Source organism: Microbacterium sp. A93 (assembly GCF_051842835.1).
On sequence record NZ_JBPXMT010000014.1, the window covers coordinates 164,754 to 185,636 of the forward strand.

At 70.1% G+C, this 20,883-nt stretch carries 16 protein-coding genes and 1 tRNA gene; 6 read left to right on the plus strand and 11 right to left on the minus strand.

The annotated features are described in order from the left end of the window. Window positions 1–5 precede the first annotated feature (5 nt). The 7 genes from mnhG to ACSU1G_RS29275 form a co-directional block, all read right to left on the minus strand. Window positions 6–452 carry a monovalent cation/H(+) antiporter subunit G gene (gene mnhG, locus ACSU1G_RS29245; protein ID WP_439284264.1) on the minus strand — a complete coding sequence of 149 codons (447 nt, stop codon included), beginning with the start codon at window positions 450–452 and terminating at the stop codon, window positions 6–8. Beyond that, window positions 445–732 carry a monovalent cation/H+ antiporter complex subunit F gene (locus tag ACSU1G_RS29250; protein WP_439284266.1) on the minus strand — a complete coding sequence of 96 codons (288 nt, stop codon included), beginning with the start codon at window positions 730–732 and terminating at the stop codon, window positions 445–447. The genes mnhG and ACSU1G_RS29250 overlap by 8 nt, the downstream gene beginning before the upstream one ends. Beyond that, entirely contained in the window at window positions 729–1,388 is a 660-nt protein-coding gene (locus ACSU1G_RS29255; protein WP_439284268.1) for a Na+/H+ antiporter subunit E, read from the minus strand. The genes ACSU1G_RS29250 and ACSU1G_RS29255 overlap by 4 nt, the downstream gene beginning before the upstream one ends. Continuing rightward, the gene (locus tag ACSU1G_RS29260) at window positions 1,385–3,154 is read right to left on the minus strand and encodes a Na+/H+ antiporter subunit D (RefSeq protein WP_439284270.1); all 1,770 of its coding nucleotides are present in this window, start codon (window positions 3,152–3,154) and stop codon (window positions 1,385–1,387) included. The genes ACSU1G_RS29255 and ACSU1G_RS29260 overlap by 4 nt, the downstream gene beginning before the upstream one ends. Next, on the minus strand, window positions 3,154–3,909 hold the full coding sequence (locus ACSU1G_RS29265) for a Na(+)/H(+) antiporter subunit C (protein ID WP_439284271.1): 756 nt from the start codon (window positions 3,907–3,909) through the stop codon (window positions 3,154–3,156). The genes ACSU1G_RS29260 and ACSU1G_RS29265 overlap by 1 nt, the downstream gene beginning before the upstream one ends. Continuing rightward, window positions 3,906–7,049 (minus strand): Na+/H+ antiporter subunit A, encoded by a 3,144-nt coding sequence (locus tag ACSU1G_RS29270; protein WP_439284273.1) that lies wholly within the window; start codon window positions 7,047–7,049, stop codon window positions 3,906–3,908. Before ACSU1G_RS29270 ends, ACSU1G_RS29265 begins: the two co-directional genes overlap by 4 nt. A 136-nt stretch (window positions 7,050–7,185) precedes the next feature. Continuing rightward, window positions 7,186–8,505, minus strand: coding sequence for an MFS transporter (locus ACSU1G_RS29275; RefSeq protein ID WP_439284275.1), 1,320 nt, complete (start codon window positions 8,503–8,505; stop codon window positions 7,186–7,188). A 210-nt stretch (window positions 8,506–8,715) separates the two neighbouring features. Between ACSU1G_RS29275 and ACSU1G_RS29280 the strand changes: the two genes are divergently transcribed. After that, on the plus strand, window positions 8,716–9,702 hold the full coding sequence (locus ACSU1G_RS29280) for an endonuclease domain-containing protein (RefSeq protein ID WP_439284277.1): 987 nt from the start codon (window positions 8,716–8,718) through the stop codon (window positions 9,700–9,702). Between the two features lie 88 nt (window positions 9,703–9,790). Here ACSU1G_RS29280 and dcd read toward each other — a convergent pair whose 3' ends face one another. Next, window positions 9,791–10,372 carry a dCTP deaminase gene (dcd, locus tag ACSU1G_RS29285; RefSeq protein ID WP_439284279.1) on the minus strand — a complete coding sequence of 194 codons (582 nt, stop codon included), beginning with the start codon at window positions 10,370–10,372 and terminating at the stop codon, window positions 9,791–9,793. A gap of 95 nt (window positions 10,373–10,467) precedes the next feature. On the opposite strand from dcd, the gene ACSU1G_RS29290 reads away from it, so the two are divergent. The 5 genes from ACSU1G_RS29290 (at window position 10,468) to ACSU1G_RS29310 (ending at window position 15,333) form a co-directional block, all read left to right on the plus strand. After that, window positions 10,468–10,538: transfer RNA gene (locus ACSU1G_RS29290), tRNA-Gly, on the plus strand. Between the two features lie 74 nt (window positions 10,539–10,612). Further along, window positions 10,613–11,638 carry an AEC family transporter gene (locus ACSU1G_RS29295; protein WP_439284281.1) on the plus strand — a complete coding sequence of 342 codons (1,026 nt, stop codon included), beginning with the start codon at window positions 10,613–10,615 and terminating at the stop codon, window positions 11,636–11,638. Window positions 11,639–11,708: 70 nt separating this feature from the next. Further along, on the plus strand, window positions 11,709–12,911 hold the full coding sequence (locus ACSU1G_RS29300) for a hypothetical protein (protein WP_439284282.1): 1,203 nt from the start codon (window positions 11,709–11,711) through the stop codon (window positions 12,909–12,911). A gap of 190 nt (window positions 12,912–13,101) precedes the next feature. After that, window positions 13,102–14,469 (plus strand): glycine cleavage T C-terminal barrel domain-containing protein, encoded by a 1,368-nt coding sequence (locus tag ACSU1G_RS29305; RefSeq protein WP_439284283.1) that lies wholly within the window; start codon window positions 13,102–13,104, stop codon window positions 14,467–14,469. A gap of 51 nt (window positions 14,470–14,520) precedes the next feature. Next, on the plus strand, window positions 14,521–15,333 hold the full coding sequence (locus ACSU1G_RS29310; RefSeq protein WP_439284285.1) for an IclR family transcriptional regulator: 813 nt from the start codon (window positions 14,521–14,523) through the stop codon (window positions 15,331–15,333). A gap of 136 nt (window positions 15,334–15,469) precedes the next feature. Here the strand turns inward: ACSU1G_RS29310 and ACSU1G_RS29315 are convergent, their stop codons facing one another. The 3 genes from ACSU1G_RS29315 to ACSU1G_RS29325 form a co-directional block, all read right to left on the minus strand. Further along, on the minus strand, window positions 15,470–18,016 hold the full coding sequence (locus ACSU1G_RS29315; protein WP_439284287.1) for a GcvT family protein: 2,547 nt from the start codon (window positions 18,014–18,016) through the stop codon (window positions 15,470–15,472). A 155-nt stretch (window positions 18,017–18,171) separates the two neighbouring features. Then, window positions 18,172–18,648, minus strand: a complete 477-nt coding sequence (locus ACSU1G_RS29320; RefSeq protein ID WP_439284289.1) for a flavodoxin domain-containing protein — start codon at window positions 18,646–18,648, stop codon at window positions 18,172–18,174. Window positions 18,649–18,695: 47 nt separating this feature from the next. Continuing rightward, window positions 18,696–20,801 carry an NHL domain-containing thioredoxin family protein gene (locus ACSU1G_RS29325; protein ID WP_439284291.1) on the minus strand — a complete coding sequence of 702 codons (2,106 nt, stop codon included), beginning with the start codon at window positions 20,799–20,801 and terminating at the stop codon, window positions 18,696–18,698. Between the last annotated feature and the right edge of the window lie 82 nt (window positions 20,802–20,883).

Sequence of the window (20,883 nt, forward strand, 5' to 3'; positions counted from 1 at the left end):
CGGCCTCAGTCCCGCCCGTGGTCGTCGTTCGGGTCCTCCTGGGGCACGGTCCGCTGGTCCGGCACCGAGGCGGCCGGCCGGCCGGCGTCGTCATGGCTGGCGACCACGTGGGCCAACTCGTCCACGTAGAGGTACTCCGGCTGGAGGTGCTTGGTGCGGTAGCCGGCTCGGCCCACCAGGTGCGCCGAGACCGGGGCCGTGAGCATCTGCAGCACCCAGGCCAGCAGCAGCACCGGGACCCAGACCCAGGCCCGCCCGGCGAACGCCATCGCCATGAGCACCAGCAGCAGGCCCAGCACCTGCGGCTTGGTGCCCGCGTGCATCCGGGAGAGCTGGTCCGGGAAGCGGAACAGGCCGATCCCGGCCACGGTGGACATCAGGGCGCCGAGCACCAGCAGCACGGCGGCGATTCCGTCCATGATCACCTCCAGGGTGGTACCGGTCTCAAGCATGTTCGCTCGGCTCCTTCTTCGCGTCGGTCACGAACCGAGACAGCGTCACCGAGCCCACAAACCCGATCACCGAGGCCACCACCACGAAGACGAGGTGGTCCGTGTGGTGGTGCACGGCCATGTCCACGCACAGCGCGGAGGAGATGACGATCAGCAACACGTCGGTGGCGATGGCCCGGTCCAGGATCGAGGGCCCGCGCACGATCCGGTAGATCGCGGCCAGGGCCCCTGCCCCCAGCAGGGCGACGCAGACGATTCCCGCCCATTCCAACAGGGTCATGAGCGCTCCCTCCCCCGGTCTGGACGGGTGGCTTGGCCTGCACGGGCTCCCAGGGTCCTTCCGGCACCTGAGGTGCGGGACGCCTCGTCCCGGCGGATCAGCTCCAGGTCCGCCTTGGTGCCGATGGCCCGGACAATGGCTGCCTCGGTCCGCAGTGCCTCGTCACGGAAGGCCTCGACCGCTTCGGCGTTCTCCACGTTCAGACAGTGAAGGAACAGGGTGGAGCTGGGCCGGTCCACGTCGATCACGAGGGAACCGGGCACCAACGCGAGCGCGTGGCCCGTCAGGGTGACGATCAGGTCGTCATGGCTGCGCAACGGCACGGCCACCACGGAGTTCACGATCCGGGGGCCCTTCACGATGGCGTCCCGGGCCACCGAGATCGAGGCGGTCACCACATGCCACAAGAACCGGCCCGTGAACACCAGGGCATACCAGGGATTGAAGCGGTCCGCGAAGTTCACCCGCGGCAGGCGGTAGAACCACAGGATCAACGTGGAGAACAGTGCGCCCGCCAGCAGCACGCCCGGCGAGAAGTCCTGCCACAGGGCACCCCAAGTGAGGCTCAGGCCGATCAGGATGGGCCACTGGCTCCAGAAGGAGCGTGGGCTGTCCGAGCTGTCCCGGCCGGTCTGGCCGCTTGGTTCCGTACTCATGGCCGCCCCCCACCGGTGGTGACGGCGTCCGGGGCGTCGGCTCCTTCAGGGGGCCGCGATCCGGTGTGGTGTCCCTCGGAGTCCCCCCGGATGGAGTCGAGGTCCCCCGGGCCGGAGTTCTCCTGCCCCGGGGAGATGATGCCCCGCTCCAGGAGACTCCCCACGTCCTGTTCGGCCTGCTCGGCTTCCTCCGCGCCGAGTACGGCCTCGATGTAGGGGGTGCGGGCCAGCATGTCCGTGGCGGCCCGGTCCGAGAAGGCGTACAGCGGCCCGGCAAACACGGTGAACGCCAGCCCGAGCGCCACCAGCCCCGCGGTCGGGTACACCATGCCCCGGGCCGGACCCTTGGGGAAGGTGGGCACGTGGGGCCTGCCGTGACGCCGCGCCTCGGAGTCCTCGAGGGCCAGCATCAGCTTGGCGGGCGGGTGCTCCACATCCTCCACGCGGCGCCAGAAGGACCGCGTCCACACCCGGGCCATGACGAGCAGGGTCAGCAGCGAGGTCACCACGGATCCGGCCACCAGCGCCCAGGCCAGGGGTTCGCCCATGGCCACGCCGGCCTGCAGGAGGCCGATCTTGGCCAGGAACCCGGAGAACGGCGGGATGCCGCCGAGGTTCATGGCCGGGACGAAGAACAGGACGGCGACCACCGGCGAGATGCGGGCGAGCCCGCCCAACCGGTCGATGTTGGCAGACCCGGCCCGCTGCTCGATCAGGCCCGTCACCAGGAACAGCCCGGTCTGCACGGTGATGTGGTGGACCACGTAGAACACCGTGGCCCCCAGACCCAGGATGCTGGACATCGCGACGCCGAAGACCATGTAACCGATGTGGGAGACGAGCGTGAAGGACAGCACGCGCTTGATGTCGTTCTGCGCCAGTGCCCCGAGGATGCCGACGATCATCGTCAGCAGGGCCACCCACATCAGCAGTGCGTTCACCCGGTCTCCCGGGAACAGCAGTGTCTCGGTGCGGATGATCGCGTAGACGCCGACCTTGGTGAGCAGCCCGGCGAACACGGCGGTCACCGGCGCGGGGGCGGTGGGGTAGGAGTCGGGCAGCCAGAAGGACAGCGGGAACACGGCGGCCTTGATGCCGAAGCCCACGAGCAGCATCACGTGCAGCACCATCTGGACGTCCGGGTCGAGCTCAGCGAGCTTCACCGCCAGGTCGGCCATGTTCACGGTGCCGGTGGCACCGTAGATCATGGCGATGGCAATCAGGAAGATCACCGAGGAGATCACCGAGACCACCACATAGGTGATGCCGGCCCTCACCCGCGGCCCGGTTCCTCCCAGCGTCAGCAGGACATAGGAGGCCGTCAACAGGATCTCGAAACCCACGTACAGGTTGAACAGGTCGCCGGCCAGGAAGGCGTTGGAGACACCCGCCACCAGGATGAGGAACGTGGGGTGGAAGATCGAGACGGGGCCGCCCTGGTCCTGGTCCGTGATGCCCTGGGCGGAGGCGTAGATCAGCACGGCCAGCACGATGGCCGAGGAGATCACCAGCATCAGGGCGGAGAAGCGGTCCACCACCAGGGTGATGCCCCAGGGGGCCTCCCACCCGCCGATGAACACGGCGACCGCCCCCGTGTCCCAGGTGGTGGCCAGCAGCAGGCATTCCAGCGTGAGCGTCAGCGTGATGGTGGTGACCGTCGCGGCGATCTGCGCCTTCGGGCGGCGGACCAGCACGAAGGCCAACGCGGAGCCGAGGATCGGCAGCAGGACAGCGAGCGGGGCCAGCGAGACGATCTCGAACTCCATCACTCACCGTCCTTCCGGTTGTCCGGCCTGCCGAGTCGGCCGGGCCTGCGTGGTTTGTCTGGGCCGCCCGGCCGGCCCGGCTTGCGGCCCTGGGGCCGCGAACGGGGGCTGCCCGCGCGTTCGTCCTCATCCGGCAGGTGGTCATCATGCCCCTGCGAGCCCACGGGATGTTCCCCCTCCTCCGGTTCGTGCCGGTGCCGCGGCCGGCGGCCGGACGGTTGCCGGTTGGCGTCCTTCTTGACCTTGACCGTGCCGTCCGGGCGGCGCCGCACGGCCAGGGGCCCCGTGGAGGGGTTGATGGCGGTGGCGTGCTCGTAGTCCGCGTTCGGGTCCTCGTCCTCGTCCAGGAACTCCGAGGGCTCCTCCAACAGCTCGGCGTCCTCCTCCGCGTCGAAGGAGGGCTGCTCGGCCACCTTGACGTCCTCGGTGTCCACCATGACCTCGTCCCGGCGCCCGAGCTTCCAGGACCGGTAGATCATGCCCAGCATGAAGGCGGTGATGGCGAAGGAGATCACGATCGAGGTCAGTGTCAGGGCCTGCGGGAGGGGATCCGTGTACGCCTCCGGGTCCACCCCGTTCTCGACCAGCGGTGCCTGGCCCGGCGCACCGGCCACCGTGACGATCAGCAGGTTCGTGGCGTTGGTCATCAGGATCATGCCGAACAGCACCCTGGTGAGGGTCCGTTCCAGCAGCAGGTAGATCCCCCCGGAATACATCACGCCCATGACCACGAGCAGCAACAGGTTCACACTCATGAGCTCACCGTCCCGGTTCCGGCGGTCCCGGCGGTTCCGGCGGTTCCTTGAGACGCTGCGCGGGCTTCACGACGCCGGCGCTCGACCTCGGTCTGGGCCGTCGCCTCGGCCTCGGAACGGCGGTCCACCTGGGAGCCGAGGGACCGCAGGACGTCGATGACCAGGCCCACCACGACGAGGTAGACGCCGATGTCGAAGATGGTGGAGGTGACGAATTTGATGTCCCCGAACACCGGCAGCGAGAACTCGAGAATGGCGGACTGGAACACCTGGCCGCCGAAGAACAGTGGGGCCACGCCCGTCAGGGAGGCCACGGCGAGGCCTGAGCCCAGCAGCACGCCGGCCGGGATCGGCATGGCCTGCTCCAGCTCATAGCGCCCTCCGGCCAGGTAGCGGATGGTCAGGGCCAGGCCGGCTATCAGTCCACCTGCGAAGCCGCCGCCGGGGGTGTTGTGCCCGGCCAGCAACAGGTAGATGGAGAGCAGGATGATCACGTGGAAGATCAGGCGGGTGACCACCTCGAAGATGATGGAGCGGCGCTCGGGAGCCACGGTGCGGCCCGCCACGAGCCACTGGTCCTCATCCACGATCGCGAACTTGCGCACGGCCGCCAGCTCACGGGTCTCCAGCGGTCCCTTCGGGTTGTACCGGCCCACGGACCCGGAGGCCACCGCGTTCAGGTCTCCCGTGCGCCGGTCCCGGTGCTGGATGAAGATCAGTGAGGCCACACCGGTGGCCGCGGCGGCCAGCACGGTGATCTCGCCGAAGGTGTCCCAGGCGCGGATATCCACCAGCAGCACGTTGACGATGTTGGAGCCCCCGCCCTCCTCATACGCCAGTCGCGGCATCTCCAGGGAGATGGGGTCCGCCACCCGGGAGGCCATGGCGGTCACGGCCACGGCGATCATGACCAGTCCAAAGAGGACGCCGAGCACGGCGTGTGCCCAGCGGATGTTGGTGCGGTCCCGGGTGTACCAGCCGGCCGGCAACACCCGCAGCCCGAGCACCATCGCCACGAGGACGATGGATTCCACGAGCAGCTGGGTCAGTGCCAGGTCCGGGGCACCCTGGAGGGCGAAGATGGCGGCCAGTCCGTAACCGGTGACGGAGACGAGCAACACGGCCATGAAGCGCTTGCGGGCCCGGATCGCGGCGATCGTTCCGGTGACCATCGCGGCGCCGATGAGGACCTGGGCCACGGAATCCGCCCAGGTCCAGTTCGCGGTGCCCAGAACCGTGGCAGCCAGTCCCGCGCCGCCGTCGTTCTCCTGGGGGAAGACCAGGACCAGCAGCGGGGCGAGGAAGGCGACCGCCAGGATGATGAACAGGTAGAAGCTCAACGAACCGCGCTGGGTGCGGCCGGTGACCCAGACCGCCACGTCATCCAGGACCCTGAGGGTGTTGCGGTAGAGACGCTGGGCGTCCACCCAGGACGGCACAGCCTCCTGGAAACGCGCCACCGGGTCCTTGGTGAGGTAGAGCAGCAGGCCGAGGACCACGATGGCCACGGAGACCCCGAGCACCGGTGTGAACCCGTGCCACAGGGCCAGATAGGCGGCCTCCGCCCCGGGTTCCAAGGCCTCCATGGAGGCCCCGAAGGCCATGGGGAGGGCGTCGATGGAACCCGGTGCGAGGGCGAACACCACGCAGGCCAGGGCCAGCAGGGCGGAAGGCCCCAGTGCGCCGAACGTGACCGGACCGTTGAACCGGGTGTCTGCGACCGGCTTCAGCTCACCGTCCGTGCGGATCCTCTTGGTGGCGAAGGCACCCCAGATGAATCGGGCGGAGTAGGCCACGGTGAGGACGGAACCGATGGACACGGCCATGAGCGGGGCCCAGGCCCACACGGTGGACCACAGCCCGGCGCCGGTGCCGTGCTCGGCCCACTGCAGCATCGACTCCAGGACGGATTCCTTGGCCACGAAGCCGAAGAGCGGCGGGATGCCGGCCATGGAGGCGGCGCAGAGGACGGCGGTGGCCGCGAGCCAGGGGTGGTTGCGCCCGATCCGGGAGAGCTTGGCGAGGTCACGGGTGCCCGCCTCGTGGTCGATGATGCCGACGACCATGAACAGGGGGGCCTTGAACAGGGCGTGGGCCGCGAGCATGGCCAGCCCGGCCATGGCGGCATCCTGGTCTCCCAGGCCGTTGGCGACCATGAGGAAGCCCAGCTGGGAGACCGTGCCGTAGGCCAGGATCAACTTGATATCCGTCTGGCGCAGGGCGCGCCAGCCGCCCACGAGCATGGTCCACAGACCGACGCCGAGGACGAGCGCCTGCCACCAGCCGGAATCGGCGAAGGCCGGGGCGAGGCGGGCCACCAGGTAGATACCGGCCTTGACCATGGCGGCCGCATGCAGGTAAGCGGAGACCGGGGTCGGTGCGGCCATGGCGGCCGGAAGCCAGAAGTGGAACGGGACCTGGGCGGATTTGGACAGGGCGCCGACCAGCACGAGCACGATCGCCCACTCCATGAAGGCACCGCCGAACGGCCCGGACATCAGTTCGGGGCCTTGCGCGACGATCTCGGAGAGCCGGTACGTTCCGGCGGCCTGGCCCAGCATGACGAGGCCCACCAGCATCGCCAGCCCGCCGAAAGTGGTCACGATCAGGGCCTGGATCGCGGAGCGGCGCGCGAAGATGCGGTGGGCCGAGTAGCCGATCAGCAGGAAGGACAGGACCGAGGTCAGTTCCCAGAAGGTGTAGAGGACCAGCAGGTCATCCGTGGTGACGAGCCCGAACATGGCACCGGCGAAGGCGAGCAGCTGCGCGCCGAAGGCGGCGTTGCGGGGCTCGTTGTTCTGGAAGTACCGAGCACAGTACGCCAGCACGAGCGCGCCGACGCCCAGGACGATCAAACCCATGAAGGCGGCCAGGGCGTCCATCCGGAAGGCGAGGTCGATGCCCAGATCGGGGATCCAGGCGAAGGTCTGCACGATCCCGTGGGGTTCGGCGCCGGGTGGCGAGGCCCCCGTGTTCACCGCGTGCTGCGCGTCGAGGACGGCGGGCAACTGGGTCAGGAGCCAGACGAATCCGGCCGCCGGAACGGCCGCCAGGACATAGAAGGCGTTGCGGTTCGCCACCCGGAAGATCAAGGGGGCCACGAGTGCCACTGCAAAGAGCGCAATGAGCACGGTCAGCACGTGGCGGCCTCCAGCTTGAGGGTGGGGGGTCGGCTACATCCTACCGTCCGGAGCGGGACACACCTGACCGAATGCGCTCGGAGCGACATCATCAACAGCCGGGAATACTGACCCCTTGAAACGGGTTGGGCCAGGGTCAAATGTCGCTCTGCACCTTCGGATCACGCACCCGCAGCAACAGCAGCATGCCGGCGATCAGCACCAGCAGGATCGCCGGAACCATGTAGCGCGAATCCCCCGTGACGGCGACCGCCACCGAGATCAGCGCCGGGGCCAGGAAGGACACCGCCCGGCCGGTGGTGGCGTAGAGGCCGTAGATCTCCCCCGCCCGATCCGTGGTGGTCAACCGGCCCAAGAAGGAGCGGGAGGCCGATTGCACCGGGCCCACGAAGAAGCAGAGGGTCAGGCCGAAGACCCAGAAGGCGGTGGTGCCGTCCAGGAAGAAGATGACGGCGGCCGTGATGATCAGACCGACCAGTGACGCCATGATGACGCGTTTGGGGCCGATCCGGTCATCCACCCAGCCACCGAGGAAGGACCCGGCTGCCGCCACCACGTTGGCGGCGATGCCGAAGATCAGGACGTCCGCGGCTGCCACGCCATAGACGGTGGTGCCCAGGATGGCCCCATAGGTGAAGATGGCCCCCACCCCGTCCCGGAAGACCGCCGAGGACACCAGGAACCAGAAGGTGTTCCGCTCATCCCGCCACAACCCCCCGATGGTCCGGAACAGCTGGCGGTAGGAGGCGAGGATGCTCTTGCGTGCCGCGGCAGGCGCGGAGGCCCGGTGCTCCGGGACGGAGAACAGCACGGGCAGGGCGAAGACGACGAACCACGCCGCCGCGAAGAGTGCCACCACGCGGATGTTCAGGGCCTCGTCGTTCGGGACCCCGAACCAGTGGGTGTCCCCGGCGATGAAGCCGATGTAGAGGATCAGCAGTAGGAAGATCCCACCGGTGTACCCGGCTCCCCAGCCCAGCCCGGAGACCTTGCCGATGGTCTTCGGCGTGGCCACCTGCAGCAGCATGGCGTTGTAGTTGACCTCGGCGAACTCGAACGCCACGTTGCCGGCGGCGATGAGCATGACGCCCAGCAGCAGGCTGGACTCCGCCGGGGTCACGAGGAAGCACAGCGCCGTCAGCAGGATGACCACACCGGTGTTCAGCCCCAGCCACAGTTTGCGCCGGCCGCCGGCATCCGCCCGCTGCCCGATGATCGGCGCCGTCAGGGCGATGACCAGGCCACCGATCGCGTTGGCAGCCGTCAGCCACTGGGTGCCGCGGTCATCCGGCCCGAACGCGTCCGAGGCCAGATAGGTGCCGAAGACGAACGTCACCATGACCGCGTTGAAGGAGGCCGAGCCCCAGTCCCACAGGGCCCACGCGGCGACGTGCTTGCGGTTCAACGGACGGTCGGCGGGGCCGGCGTCGGGCGCCGCAACCGGAGGGGTGCTCATGCGGGCATGGTACTCGTCACCCACGTCAGGACGGTGAACGGCCACGCGCCGGCGCCATCGGACAAGCCGGTTCAGTTGCTGGATCCAGTGGAGGTGTTCGCGCACACACCCCTACACGATTCAGCAACTGATGGGGCAGACTCACGGCCGTTATCCACAATTCGCCCGCGGGCGGCCCCACGGGCCGGCGAGGCGAGCCAGCATGGAACCGTGTCCCACAGAAAATCCCTGCCCGAGCCGCTGCTCCGGCTGCCCTTCACGCTGGCCGAGGCGAGACGCCTGGGCGTCAGCCGGGATCGGTTCCTGGCCGCGGACATCGTGCGCCTGGGCTGGGGACTGTATGCGGCGGCGGGGACCGACCTGGGGTGGCCGTCCGGCCACGAGCCGCCGCCCCACGGCCTCGGGCAGCTGGCCCTGGCCGCCCTGGTGAAGCGGTTCCCGGGAACCGTCCTGTCCCACGCCACGGCCGCCCACGTGTTCAAGCTCCCCGTCCCGGCGCTCGTGGCGGCGGATCAGACCGTCCATCTCACCTGGTTCAACGTGACCCGCGCCGTCCAGCGGAAAGGCATCACGGCCCACCGCTCCCCGCTGGCGGCCCAGGATCGGATGGGCCATCTGCGGCTGGCCCTGACCACGCCCGCCCGGGTCTGGCTGGACCTCGCGCCCGTCCTCACCGCCAGCGAACTCGTCGTCCTCGGAGATGCCGTCGTCAACCGGCCCTATCGGGGAGGGCAGCGCCTGGACGGATGGGAAACCCTGGACGGATTGTCCGCCACCCTGGAGCGGGCCGGATCGGTCAAGGGTGTCCGCACCGCCCGACTCGCCCTGGCCAGGTGCCGCGTCGGAGCGGACTCCCCGCCGGAGACCCTGACCCGGTTGGCCCTGGTGGACGCCGGCCTGCCCGAGCCCGTGACCCAGCTCAAGGGCGACCCCGCCGACCGCTACTCCCCCGCGGCGGACCTCGGGTACCGGCAGGTGAAGATCGCCATCCAGTACGACGGCAAGCACCACCGCACCAAGGCCCAGCAGCCCTCCGATGCCCGCCGGGACGTCTGGTTCCAGGAGCGGGGCTGGATGGTCGTCCGGCTGACCGCTGAGGACCTCGACAACGGGTTCACCCGGTTGATCGGCATCGTGCGGCGCCGGCTCGCCGCCGCGTCGTCCAGCATCGCAGCCACGTCATCCGACATCAGTTGATGGATCGTGTGGGGGGGGTGGCCAGAACACCCCTACCGGATCCGGCAACTGATGTCAGCACAATCCGGCCAGCCCGCCTACCGCCCGCCTACTTCCCGATGATCGTCCGGTGGAAGTTGAGGTGGGACCGGGAGGCCGTGGGACCGCGCTGACCCTGGTAGCGGTTGAGGTACGGGCCGGAGCCGTAGGCGTGTTCGGCGGGCGAGGTCAGCTGGAAGAAGCACAGCTGACCGATCTTGGAACCCGGCCACAGTTTGATCGGCAGCGTGGCCATGTTGGACAGCTCCAACGTCACGTGCCCGGAGAAGCCGGGGTCGATGAAGCCGGCCGTCGAGTGGGTCAGCAGCCCGAGCCGCCCCAGCGAGCTCTTGCCCTCCAACCGCGCGGCGATGTCCTCCGGCAGCGTGACCCGCTCATAGGTGGCTCCCAGCACGAACTCCCCCGGATGCAGGATGAAGGGTTCCTCGGGATCCACCTCCACCAGCCGGGTCAGATCCTCCTGCGGCTCGGCCGGATCGATGTGCGCGTACTTGTGGTTGTCGAACAACCGGAAGTACCGGTCGAGGCGGACGTCCACACTGGAGGGCTGCACCATCTCCCGCACGAGGGGGTCCAGCCGGATCCGCCCGGAGTCGAGTTCGGCCCTGATGTCACGGTCTGAGAGAAGCACCTTCCCAAAGTAGCGCAGCCCACAGTCATGCAACGACCCACTCGCGAATCCGTGTAAGCTGAATGGCGCGTGACCGGCCAAGAGGCTCGTGTCCTGCGGGCGTAGCTCAATGGTAGAGCGCTTGCTTCCCAAGCAAGATACGCGGGTTCGATTCCCGTCGCCCGCTCTCTTTTTGCCCGGATGAGGACCGGACCCCGCCGGCCGGGCCAGCCACGCCAGCCGAGTCAGAGGGGACCACCGGTGCTCGAGGTCATCTCCGGATTCACCGTGGTCTGGGTCATCATCCTCGCCGGCTACGCCACCGGCCGATCCGGCGTCCTGGGCACGCACGGCCAGCCCGTCCTCTCGCGCCTCGCATTCTTCGTCGCCAGCCCCGCGCTGCTCTTCGACACGCTCGCGGCCGCGGATGTCGGGTCGGTCCTGGGCCCCCAGCTACTGGTGGCCGGCCTCTCGGCCCTCGCCGTGGGCGGGCTCTACCTGCTGCTGGCCCGCTTCCTGCTCCCGAAGCGCAATGCCTCGGAGACCGTCATCGGCGCCCTGAGCGCCTCCATGGTCAACTCCGCCAACCTCGGCATCCCCATCGCCGCCTACGTCCTCGGGGACGCCGCCCTTGCCGCCCCGGTCCTGATCTTCCAGCTCGCCATCTACACGCCCATCTATGTGGCGGCACTGGATTCCACCACCATGGCGGAGGCCCGCCGGCTCCGGGAACAGCGCAGCACCGGTCAGGACAACACCACCGGGAACGACGCCGGCCGCTCGGCCGGTCCGAGGCGCTCACCCAACCCGTGGGACGCCTTCTGGCGACAGGTCGGCAGCATCGCCCTGAACCCGATGATCATCGGGTCAGTCTTCGGGCTCGTGTTCTCGGCCACGGGGTGGCAGTTGCCGGAGCCGATCGCCGAGTCGATCCACCTGATCGCGGGGGCCTCCATCCCGGCCATGCTGCTGGCGTTCGGCATGTCCCTGGTGGGGTCCAAGCCGTTGGACAAGGCGGCCGGACGCCGTGGCGACGTGGCCCTGGCCTCCGTCCTCAAACTCGTGGCCCTTCCGCTGCTGGCCTGGGTGATCGCCGGACCACTCTTCGGGATGGAGGGCGACGATCTGCTCATCGCCGTCATCCTGGGCTCTCTGCCCACGGCCCAGAACGTGTTCGTCTCCGCCTCCCGCTATGAGACCGGCATGGTGGCCTCGAAGGACACGATCCTCATCACCACCGTCGTGGCCATCCCGGCGATGATCGCCGTGGCCCTCATCTTCGCCTGACGGCACAGATCTCGGCCGGGCCAGGCCCCGTCCTAGGATGGTGCTCATGCTCGAGGCGAGGAATCATGACGTGCCCGACGCGTCCCCGGATCCCCGCCGAGCCCCGCGGCGTAGCAGCGCCCCGTGGCTGTGGGGTGGCGGCGCCGTGCTGGCCCTGGTGGCCGGCGGGATCGCCATCGGGGTGGCGAACTCCACGCTCTATTCCCCCGAGGCCCAGGTGCAGGGTTATCTGGAGGCCTTGGCCGCGGGCGACGGCGGCACCGCGCTCGCCCTCTCGGCCGGCGGTTCCGGTGACGGTTCCAGCAGCGCACCCACCGCCGCCCTGGCGCCGGGGACCGCCACCAGCCTGCTGCACGGCGAGCCGTTGCAGGCGGGCCTGGCCGCCCTCGGCGAGCTCACCGTGACCCGAGGCGCGGACGCACCGGACGGCGAGTCCACGGAGGTGGCGGTCGGCTACACGGTGGACGGCGAGGACCACAGCACGCTCTTCACGGTTCAGCGCACCGGCCGGGACTGGCTGTTCTTCGACCACTGGCGGATGGCCCCGGTCCCTCTCCAGACCGTGCGGGTGGCTCCGGGGAACCTGCCGCCGGAGGCCGTGTCCGGCCCGGTCACCGCGGTGGTCAACGGCGTGCAGACCCCCCTCGTGGCACGGGTCGGCGAGGAGGGCGAGGGCGGCGAGGGCGGCGGGACGCTGGGGCAGGTCTTCGCCGCACTGCCCCCGCTGGTGGTGGACGCGGAGTTCGAGAGCACGTACTTGGCGGCCGAGCCGGTCCGGCTGGTGGTGGACCAGACCGCTCCCGCACCACTGGACGCACCCACAGATCCCGCCGAGCCGGCCGGTCCGGCAGATCCCGCTGATCAGGCGGAGCCGGCTGAACCGCTCATGCTGGAGCTGGCCCTGCAGTACACGGACGCCGTGGCCGAGGAGGTCAACCGCCAGCTGGAGGCCTACCTGGCGGGATGCACGGAACAGAAGGTCCTCCACCCCTCCGGATGCCCCATGGGCTATGACACCGTGAACCGGATCCCCCCGGACACGATCGCGTGGTCCGTCCCCGGCGATCCCCAGGCCACCGTGATCCCCCTGCCGGCGGAGGGTGAGGACCCCACCGTGATGGCGCCGCTGCAGGCGGAGGCCGAGCTGTCGCTGCAGGAGATCGACCTCATCTCCGGTGAGCGACTGCCGGTGGTGCACCGCGACCCGTTCACCCTCGAGGCGGATCTGGCCGTCACCGGGGAATCGGTGCGGCTCACGCCCCGGGTCCCCTGATCCAGCCGGAAGATCTCGGGACCACACCTCTTCCCAGCGGGCCTTCCGCGCCGATACCGTGGCACCACCAGATGCGCATGACGGAACCTGATTCATGATGCGCAACATCTGGCGAGGCTGTCCAGGCGTCGCCGCTGGCGCCCCTTCTGCCTCCCGCCCCCCGTCCCGCAGAGCCCAGGAGCAGAGCCCCATGAATGCCACCCACCCGAACAGCCCCACCGTGGACCAGTCCGACCGCACCGTCCCGGTCAACCTGCGCCAGTCCGGCCCCACACCGGTCCAGATGCTGATCGATACCCGCATCCGCAAGTCGCCCTACTGGCAGCTGTCCATGGAGGCCGGCTGCTGGCGGGCCTCCGTCTACAACCGCATGTACCACCCCCGCGGCTACGTCCCGGAGTCCGAGGGCGGCATGATGGTCGAGTACGAGTCCCTGGTGAACCACGTGACCCTGTGGAACGTGGCCGTGGAGCGCCAGATCCGCGTGCTCGGCCCCGAGGCGGAGGCGTTCGTGGACTTCGTCATCACGCGTGACGCCACCAAGATCCCGGCGATGCACGCCCGCTACGTCATCCTGTGCAACGAGGCCGGTGGCGTGCTCAACGATCCGGTCCTGTTGCGGGTGGCCCCGGACGAGTTCTGGTTCAGCCTCTCCGACTCGGACCTGCTGTTCTGGCTGCAGGGCGTCAATGTGGGCCGCCGGTTCGACGTGGACATCCGCGAGATCGATGTCTCCCCCGTGCAGGTCCAGGGCCCCAAGTCCCTGGCGCTGATGACGGACCTCTTCGGCCCCGCCGTGGCCGAGCTGCCCTCGTACGGGCTGCTGGCCGGTGAGGTGGCCGGTTGCCCCGTGATCGTTTCCCAGACCGGGTTCTCCGGGGAGAAGGGCTATGAGATCTACCTCAAGGACTCCACGCTGCATGCCGAGGCGATGTGGAACGCGGTACTCGAGGCCGGCAAGCCCCACCAGCTGGCCGTCGTGGCCCCCGCCCACCACCGGCGGATCGCGGCGGGCATCCTGTCCTGGGGCCAGGACCTGGACCAGGAGACCCTGCCCTTCCAGGCCAACCTCGGCTATCAGGTGCCCCGGCAGAAGACCGCCGACTACATCGGCAAGGCCGCCCTGGAATCCGCCCGGGACCAGATCGAGGCCGGCACCCCGCCCTACACCCACCAGCTGGTCGGGATGCGGCTCGGGGGGAAGCCCATTGACGACTACGCCCCGGACTTCTGGCTGGTCAGCGCCTCGTCCGGCGCGGAGAACACCCGGGAGGACACCGCAGGGAACCCCGGGGACGACGCCGGCCCGGGCGAGCCGGTCGGTTACCTCACCTCCCCCTGGTTCTCGCCGGAGCTCGGCCACAACATCGCCATGGGCTACGTCCCGGTGGGCCTGTCCGCGGTGGGCACACAGCTGTGGGTGCACCTGCCGGAGCAGTACGCGGAGGAGGCGGGCCGGCCCGTGGCTGCGGAGGTGGTCGAGGTGCCGTTCCGGCCGTCGGTCAACCCGAACCAGCGGGAGATCCTGCGCCAGCGGGGGCTGGATGCCGCGGTGTAGGTGAACGTCGCAGGGCAGGGATCGGGACGGCCGATGAGGCACCATGGGACCGTGACACCCTTTGAGCAGACCCCCGGCGCCGCTGATGACACCGCCCTCAACGGCGGGGCCGCCGGCGTGCAGTCCGTGGACCGGGCCGCCGCCGTGCTGCAGATCCTGGCGCGCGAGGGTCAGGCCGGGGTCAGCGAGATCGCAGCGGAGATGGGGATCCACAAGTCCACCGTGTCCCGGCTGCTCGCGGCCCTGGTGGCCCGCGAGCTCGTGCAACAGGACCGGGACCGGGGCAAGTACCAGCTGGGCTTCGGCATCCTGCGTCTGGCCGCCGCCATCCCCGGGCGGCTGAACCTGGTCCAGGAGGCGGGACCGATCTTGCGGGAGCTGGCCGCGAGTGCCCGGGAGACGGTGAACCTGGCCGTACTCCGGTCCGGGTACGCGGTCAACGTGGACCAGGCCCGGGGGCCCTCCACCCTGGGCACCCAGGACTGGGTCGGCAGCCTGACACCCCTGCATGCCACGGCCTCGGGCAAGGTGTTGCTGGCCGCGCTGACCGCTGAGGAACGGGGCGCCCTGCTGAAGGGCACCCGCCTGCCGCGGTTCACCTCGCGGACGATCACCTCCCGGGTCCGGCTCGAGGAGGAGCTGCTCGCGGTGGCCCGTGCGGGGCTGGCCACCGCGTGTCAGGAGTACGAGATCGGGCTGGTCTCGGCTGCCGTCCCGGTCCGCGACCACCGCGGTGTGGTGATCGCCGGCATCAGCGTCTCCGGCCCCGAGTTCCGCTTCGACCCCGCAGATCCCGGGGTACTGGCCCCATTGAGGGACGCCGGCCTCGCCGTCAGTCTGCAGATGGGCTACGCCCCCACCTGACCCCTGGGCGCAAAGTGACGACGCCCCCACCGTTGTGACGCCTCCTGGTCACCCTGTGCCTCAGACGCCGGGCACAGAGTGACGAGACCACGGCACTCTGGCGTGGGTGGAGTCACTTTATGCCCGGAGGGTGGGGTCAGCCCCGGATCGCCGTCCCGTCAGGGTCCACGAGCGGCTCGGCGGTCACGGTGGCCGGGACCATCCGGTCGAAGGAGCGGATCTGGACGGCGTCCCCCACGCCCACCGATTCCGGGAGCCAGGCGTAGGCGATCGGCCGGTGCACGGTATACCCGTAGGCGGCGCTCGTCGTGTAGCCGACCGGTTCATCCCCCACTAAGACGGGGTCCGAACCCATCACCACCGTGGTGGCATCATCCACCGTCAGGCACCGCAGACGACGCCGGCCACTCACCGAGGCGCTCGGCCCACCTGGGGACCCCCCGGCCGTCGCGCCGGCCCGCAGCCGGGCTACCGCCTCCTCGCCCACATACCCGCTCCGGTCCTTCCGCACCGCGAACCCCAGCCCCGCAGACCACGGATCGTGCTCCGTGTTCACATCCGCCCCCCAGGCCCGGTACCCCTTCTCGATCCGCAGGCTGTTGAACGCCGCACGCCCTGCGGCCACCACCCCGAGATCCCGGCCGGCCGCCCAGAGGGCGTCCCACAGGGCCAGCCCGTCGGCGGCGGCGGCGTAGACCTCCCAGCCGAGCTCGCCCACATAGGAGACCCGCAGCATCCGCACCCCGATCCCCGCGACCGAGGTGACGGCCGCGCGGAAGTAGCGCAGGCCGTCGTCGGACAGGTCCAGATCCGTGAGCGGCTGCACCAGGTCCCGGGCGCGCGGGCCCCACACGCCGATGCAGCAGGTCTCATCCGTGATGTCCTCCACCCGCACCTCACCGTTCCCGGCACCGGCGTTCCAGTCGGCCGCAGCCCGGACCAGGTACGCCGCGTCGATCCCGCCGTTGGCCCCCACCTGGAACACGTCCTGCCCCACGCGGGCCACGGTGACGTCACTGCGGACCCCACCGGATTCCGTCAGCATCAGGGAGTAGCCCACGGAGCCGAGGGGACGGTCCACCCGCCCCGTGGTCAGCCGCTCCAACAGGCCCACGGCACCGGGGCCGGAGACCTCGAGCCGGCGCAGGGAGGTGAGGTCGAACAGGGCCACGCCCGCCCGCGCCGCATACGCCTCAGCGGCGGAGACCGGGGAATCGTAGCGTGCGGTCCACCCGTCCCGCTGCGGCGGCACCCACTCCTCCGGCAGCCCCGCCAGCAGGGTCCGGTTGGCCTCGAACCAGTGCGGGCGCTCCCAGCCGCCGGACTCCAGGAAGGACGCACCGAGCTCCACCTGCCGGGCATGGAACGGGGAGAGCCGCAAGCCCCGCGGGGAGAGCCGGGGTTCGAGGGGGTGCTTGATGTCATAGACCTCCACGAAGGCCTGCTGGGCGGTCTCCAGCACGTAGTCGCCGGCCAGCTGCACCTCCTCGAAGCGCGCCAGGTCCAGCTCCCGCAGGTCTATGCCGGACTCGCCGTCCACGATCAGCTCCGCCACGGCTCGGGCCACCCCGGCGGAGTGCGTCACCCAGACCGCCTCGGCCAGGTAGAAACCGCTCAGCTCGGCGGACTCCCCCACCAGGGAGCCGCCGTCCGGGGTGAAGGAGAAGATCCCGTTGAACCCGTCCTGCACCTCGGCGCCGCGCAGGTCCGGCAACAGTTCCCGGCTCCGCTCCCATGGCCCCTCGAAGTCCGCCGGGGTGAACGGCAGCTTCGAGGGCATCGCCCCGGCCTCGGCGTCATACTCCGGCAGCTCCTGGATCCGGGCGGGCATCGGCCGGTGCGCGTAGGAGCCGATCCCCAGCGTCGTCCCGACCTGCCGGAAGTACAGGTCCTCCCCCTGGTGCCGCAGGATCGGCGGGCCACTCCAGTCCCGCAGCGCGGGGACCTCGGAGGTGGTCACGTACTGGTGGGCCAGCGGCACCAGGGGCACCCGCACCCCGGCCATCTCCCCGATCTGCGGCCCCCAGAACCCTGCGGCGCTGACCACCACGTCCGCAGGGATGACCTCCTGACCGGCGCGCACCCCGGTGACCCGGCCGTCGTGCTGCTCCAGGCCGGTGACCGTGACGTGCTGAAGGAACCGGGCCCCGCGGGACCCTGCGCGAGCCCTCAAAGCCTCGACGGCCAACACGGAGGAGGCCAGCCCGTCCGTCGGCAGATGCAAGGCTCCGAGGATCCGTTCGGCGCGCAACAGCGGATGCAGCGCGGCGGCCTGTTCGGGGTCCAGCACCGAGGCCTCGATCCCCCAGGCGGTGGCGAAGTTCGCGCGGCGGTGCAACTCGGCCAGCCGTTCCCCGGTGGTCGCGAGCTCGAGCCCGCCCACGGCGTGGTAGGCGGACTCGCCGCGCCAGCTCAGCGCGGAGAGTTTGCGGACCGTGTAGGCGGCCAGCCGGGCCATGGTGCGGGAGGGGTTGGTCTGGAAGACGAGCCCCGGGGCGTGGGAGGTGGAGCCGCCGGTGACGGGGATCGGCCCCTGATCCAGCACGGTGACGTCCGTGCAGCCGCGCTTGGTGAGCTCGTCGGCCAGGTTGGCGCCGACGATCCCGGCTCCGATGATGACGACCCTCTGGTCGTCCAGCTGCCGGCGCAGGTGCCGGGGCGACGATCGAGTGGCACTGCCCATGGTCCGCATCCCTCAACTGGATTCACGTACTGCAACAGTGAGCCCGGTGCCGGGGACGCGTCAAGGGCCCTCCCCCGCAGTTGCAGGGCGATTCCGGCCCAATTACTCGCCGGTAACCGCCGAGAATGGACCGGAATCGACCGCCAGTTGGAGGATCAGTTCGCGCCGCGGGCTGCCAGGGACTTGCCCCAGGCCTCGACGGCCTCCCAGTTGCGGAAGTCGCCGAACTGCCCCTTGGCGAGCTTGATCAGCATCTTGTCCTTGAAGCCCAGCTTCGCCTCGGTCACCGCGCCGCGCAGGTAGGCGGTGTCCCGGGCGCCGTAGGCGTCCACGGTGGCCTGCAGCTTCGGGGCCAGCTCGGGGCTGCCTCCGGACACGGCGATGAACAGGGACTTGTCCGCCAGTTCGGCGCGGTGGCTGTCCAGGAAGGTCTTGCCGGCCTTGTCCAGGGAGCCGCCGTACACGGGCAGGGCCACGACCACGGCATCCACCGTCGCGAGCCACTTCGGAGCGTCCTTGGTGTCCTCCACCACGGTGGTCACACCCTTGTTCACGCGCAGGACCTCGGCGATCCGTTCGGCGATCTCGCGGGTGGAACCGTGCTGGGACGAGGCAACAACCAGGGTGGTCATGGGAATACAGCCGCCTTCGGGTCTATCGGGTGCGGTGCTGGCGTGAGTCAGTGTATCCCGCGCAGGTCCAGGTCCAGGCGCGTCTCCGGAACGACGCCGGCCGCCTCACCCTCCGCGTCCGGCTCACCGGAGTGCACCGTCACCGGGATCCCCCAGTCCTGCTGATACAGGTGGCAGGCGGCGTGGTCCGGGATGGGCTGGCCGGCCTCCCCGTCACAGGAGGCCGCGCGTGCGGTGATGTGCAGCACACCCTCGGCCACCTCCGGGTTGATCCGCAGGGTGCGGTGCAGCCCGGTGGAGGTGCCGTCCCCGCCCAGCAGCAGGTCCTCCGGCGAGGAGGAGATCTTCAGCTGGGTGGGGTCCCCCCAGCGGTCGTCGAGCTTCTGGCCGGTCGGGGCGGCGAAGGCGATCGTCAGGTCGAGCTCGCCGGCGGTGATGGCCGTCCGGGGTCGTTGGGTCTGCAGCGCCCCCTCGTCCACCTGCAGGTATTCCTCCGGCACAGCCAGCCGCACCAGCTGGTGGGCGTTGGTCTCGACCACCACGATCGAGACCGGCACCCCCTCCTGATCCCGCTCGACCAGGATGTCCGAGGGCTCCTTCAGCCCGCGTGCCACGGTGGACACCTCGGCTGCGGTGGCCCGGCCGTCGGCGGCGGTGCCGGCCGGCGCGTACCGGCGGATCGCCCCGTTGTAGGTGTCCGCCACGAGCACGGAGCCGTCCGGCAGGGCGGCCACTCCCAGGGGGTGCTGCAGGCGTGCCTGCTCGGCGGCACCGTCCCGGAACCCGAAGTCGAACAGCCCGGTCCCGACGGCGGAGCGCACCACCCGGCCCAGCGCACCGGACGGGTCGGCTGCGGCACCCGGGGTGATGGACCGCAGCGCGGAGGACTCGGAGTCGGCCAGCCAGAGGGTGCCGTCGGCGGACTCGGCCAGCCCGGAGGTCTGGGCGAACCATGCCACGGTCGGGTCCCCGTCCTCGAGGCCTTCCAAGCCGGTGCCGGCGTAGATCGCCAGGTCCCCGGTGCGGGGGTCGAAGCTGAAGATCTGGTGGGTGCCGGCCATGGCCACGATGAGGGTGTCCTCCACGGTGGACCACAGCACGTCCCACGGGCTGGACAGGGAGGTCTCCAGCGGGGCGGTGCCGAAGGGTTCCAGGGAGACCGTCTCCTCGGTCTCGGGATCCGCGGCCTCGCGGGCCCGCTCCGGGTCGATCAGCCGCTGCACGCCGTTGCCGGCCAGGGTCCTCACGGACCCGTCGGCCAGGCTCACCCCGCGTAGCCGGTGGTTGACGGTGTCCGCCACCACCACGTCGTAGCCCACGGCCGCAGCCACGGCCTCGGGAAGCAGCGTCAGCCCCTGTGGCTCGTTGAACCGGGCAGCCTCCGGGCCGCCGTCGTCGATGCCCTTGATCCCGACGCCCTCGGCGACCCCGCCGCCGATGGTGCGCACCACCGTGGTGAGGTCTCCGGCCACCTCCACGATCCGGTGGTGGCCGGTGTCCGCCACCAGGAAGGTTCCCGGCTGAGTGCCGCGGGCGCCCAGCGCGATGGCCTTGCCGGGGAACTTCAGGTCCCTGGCCACGGGCTCCGGCGGCACGTAGGGGCCGTCGCCGCGGTGCAGGGTGCCCTTGGCCTCGTGCTCGGCCACGAGTTCGTTGACGAGTGAGGTCAGCCCGGCCACGTGGCCTTCGCCGGAGAGGTGTGCGGCGATGTAGCCCTCGGGGTCCACCACCACCAGGGTGGGCCAGGCGCGGGCGGAGTAGGCCTGCCACGTGGTCAGCTCCGGATCGTCCAGCACGGGGTGCTGGACGTCGTAGCGCTCCACGGCGGCGGCGAGCGCGTCCGGGTCCGCCTCGTGGTCGAACTTGGGCGAGTGCACACCCACCGTCACGAGCACATCCTGGAACTCTGCCTCGAGCGGGCGGAGCTCGTCCAGCACGTGCAGGCAGTTGATGCAGCAGAAGGACCAGAAGTCCAAGATCAAAACACGACCCCTCAACTTCTCCAGACTGAGAGATTCGCCGCCTGTATTCAGCCAGTTGCGGCCGACGAGTTCGGAGGCGCGCACGCGGGACGTCGCCCGCAGCGCCGAGGCGTCGGCGGGGGCTGTTGGAGTGCTCTGATCGGTGACCGGCTGGTCGGCAGGGGTGCTCATAGGCTCCATTCTCATCCGTCTGCTCCGGGCGGCGCCAACCGGCGGCCCGGGTACGTCATACAAGGAACAACGACGCCGGCCC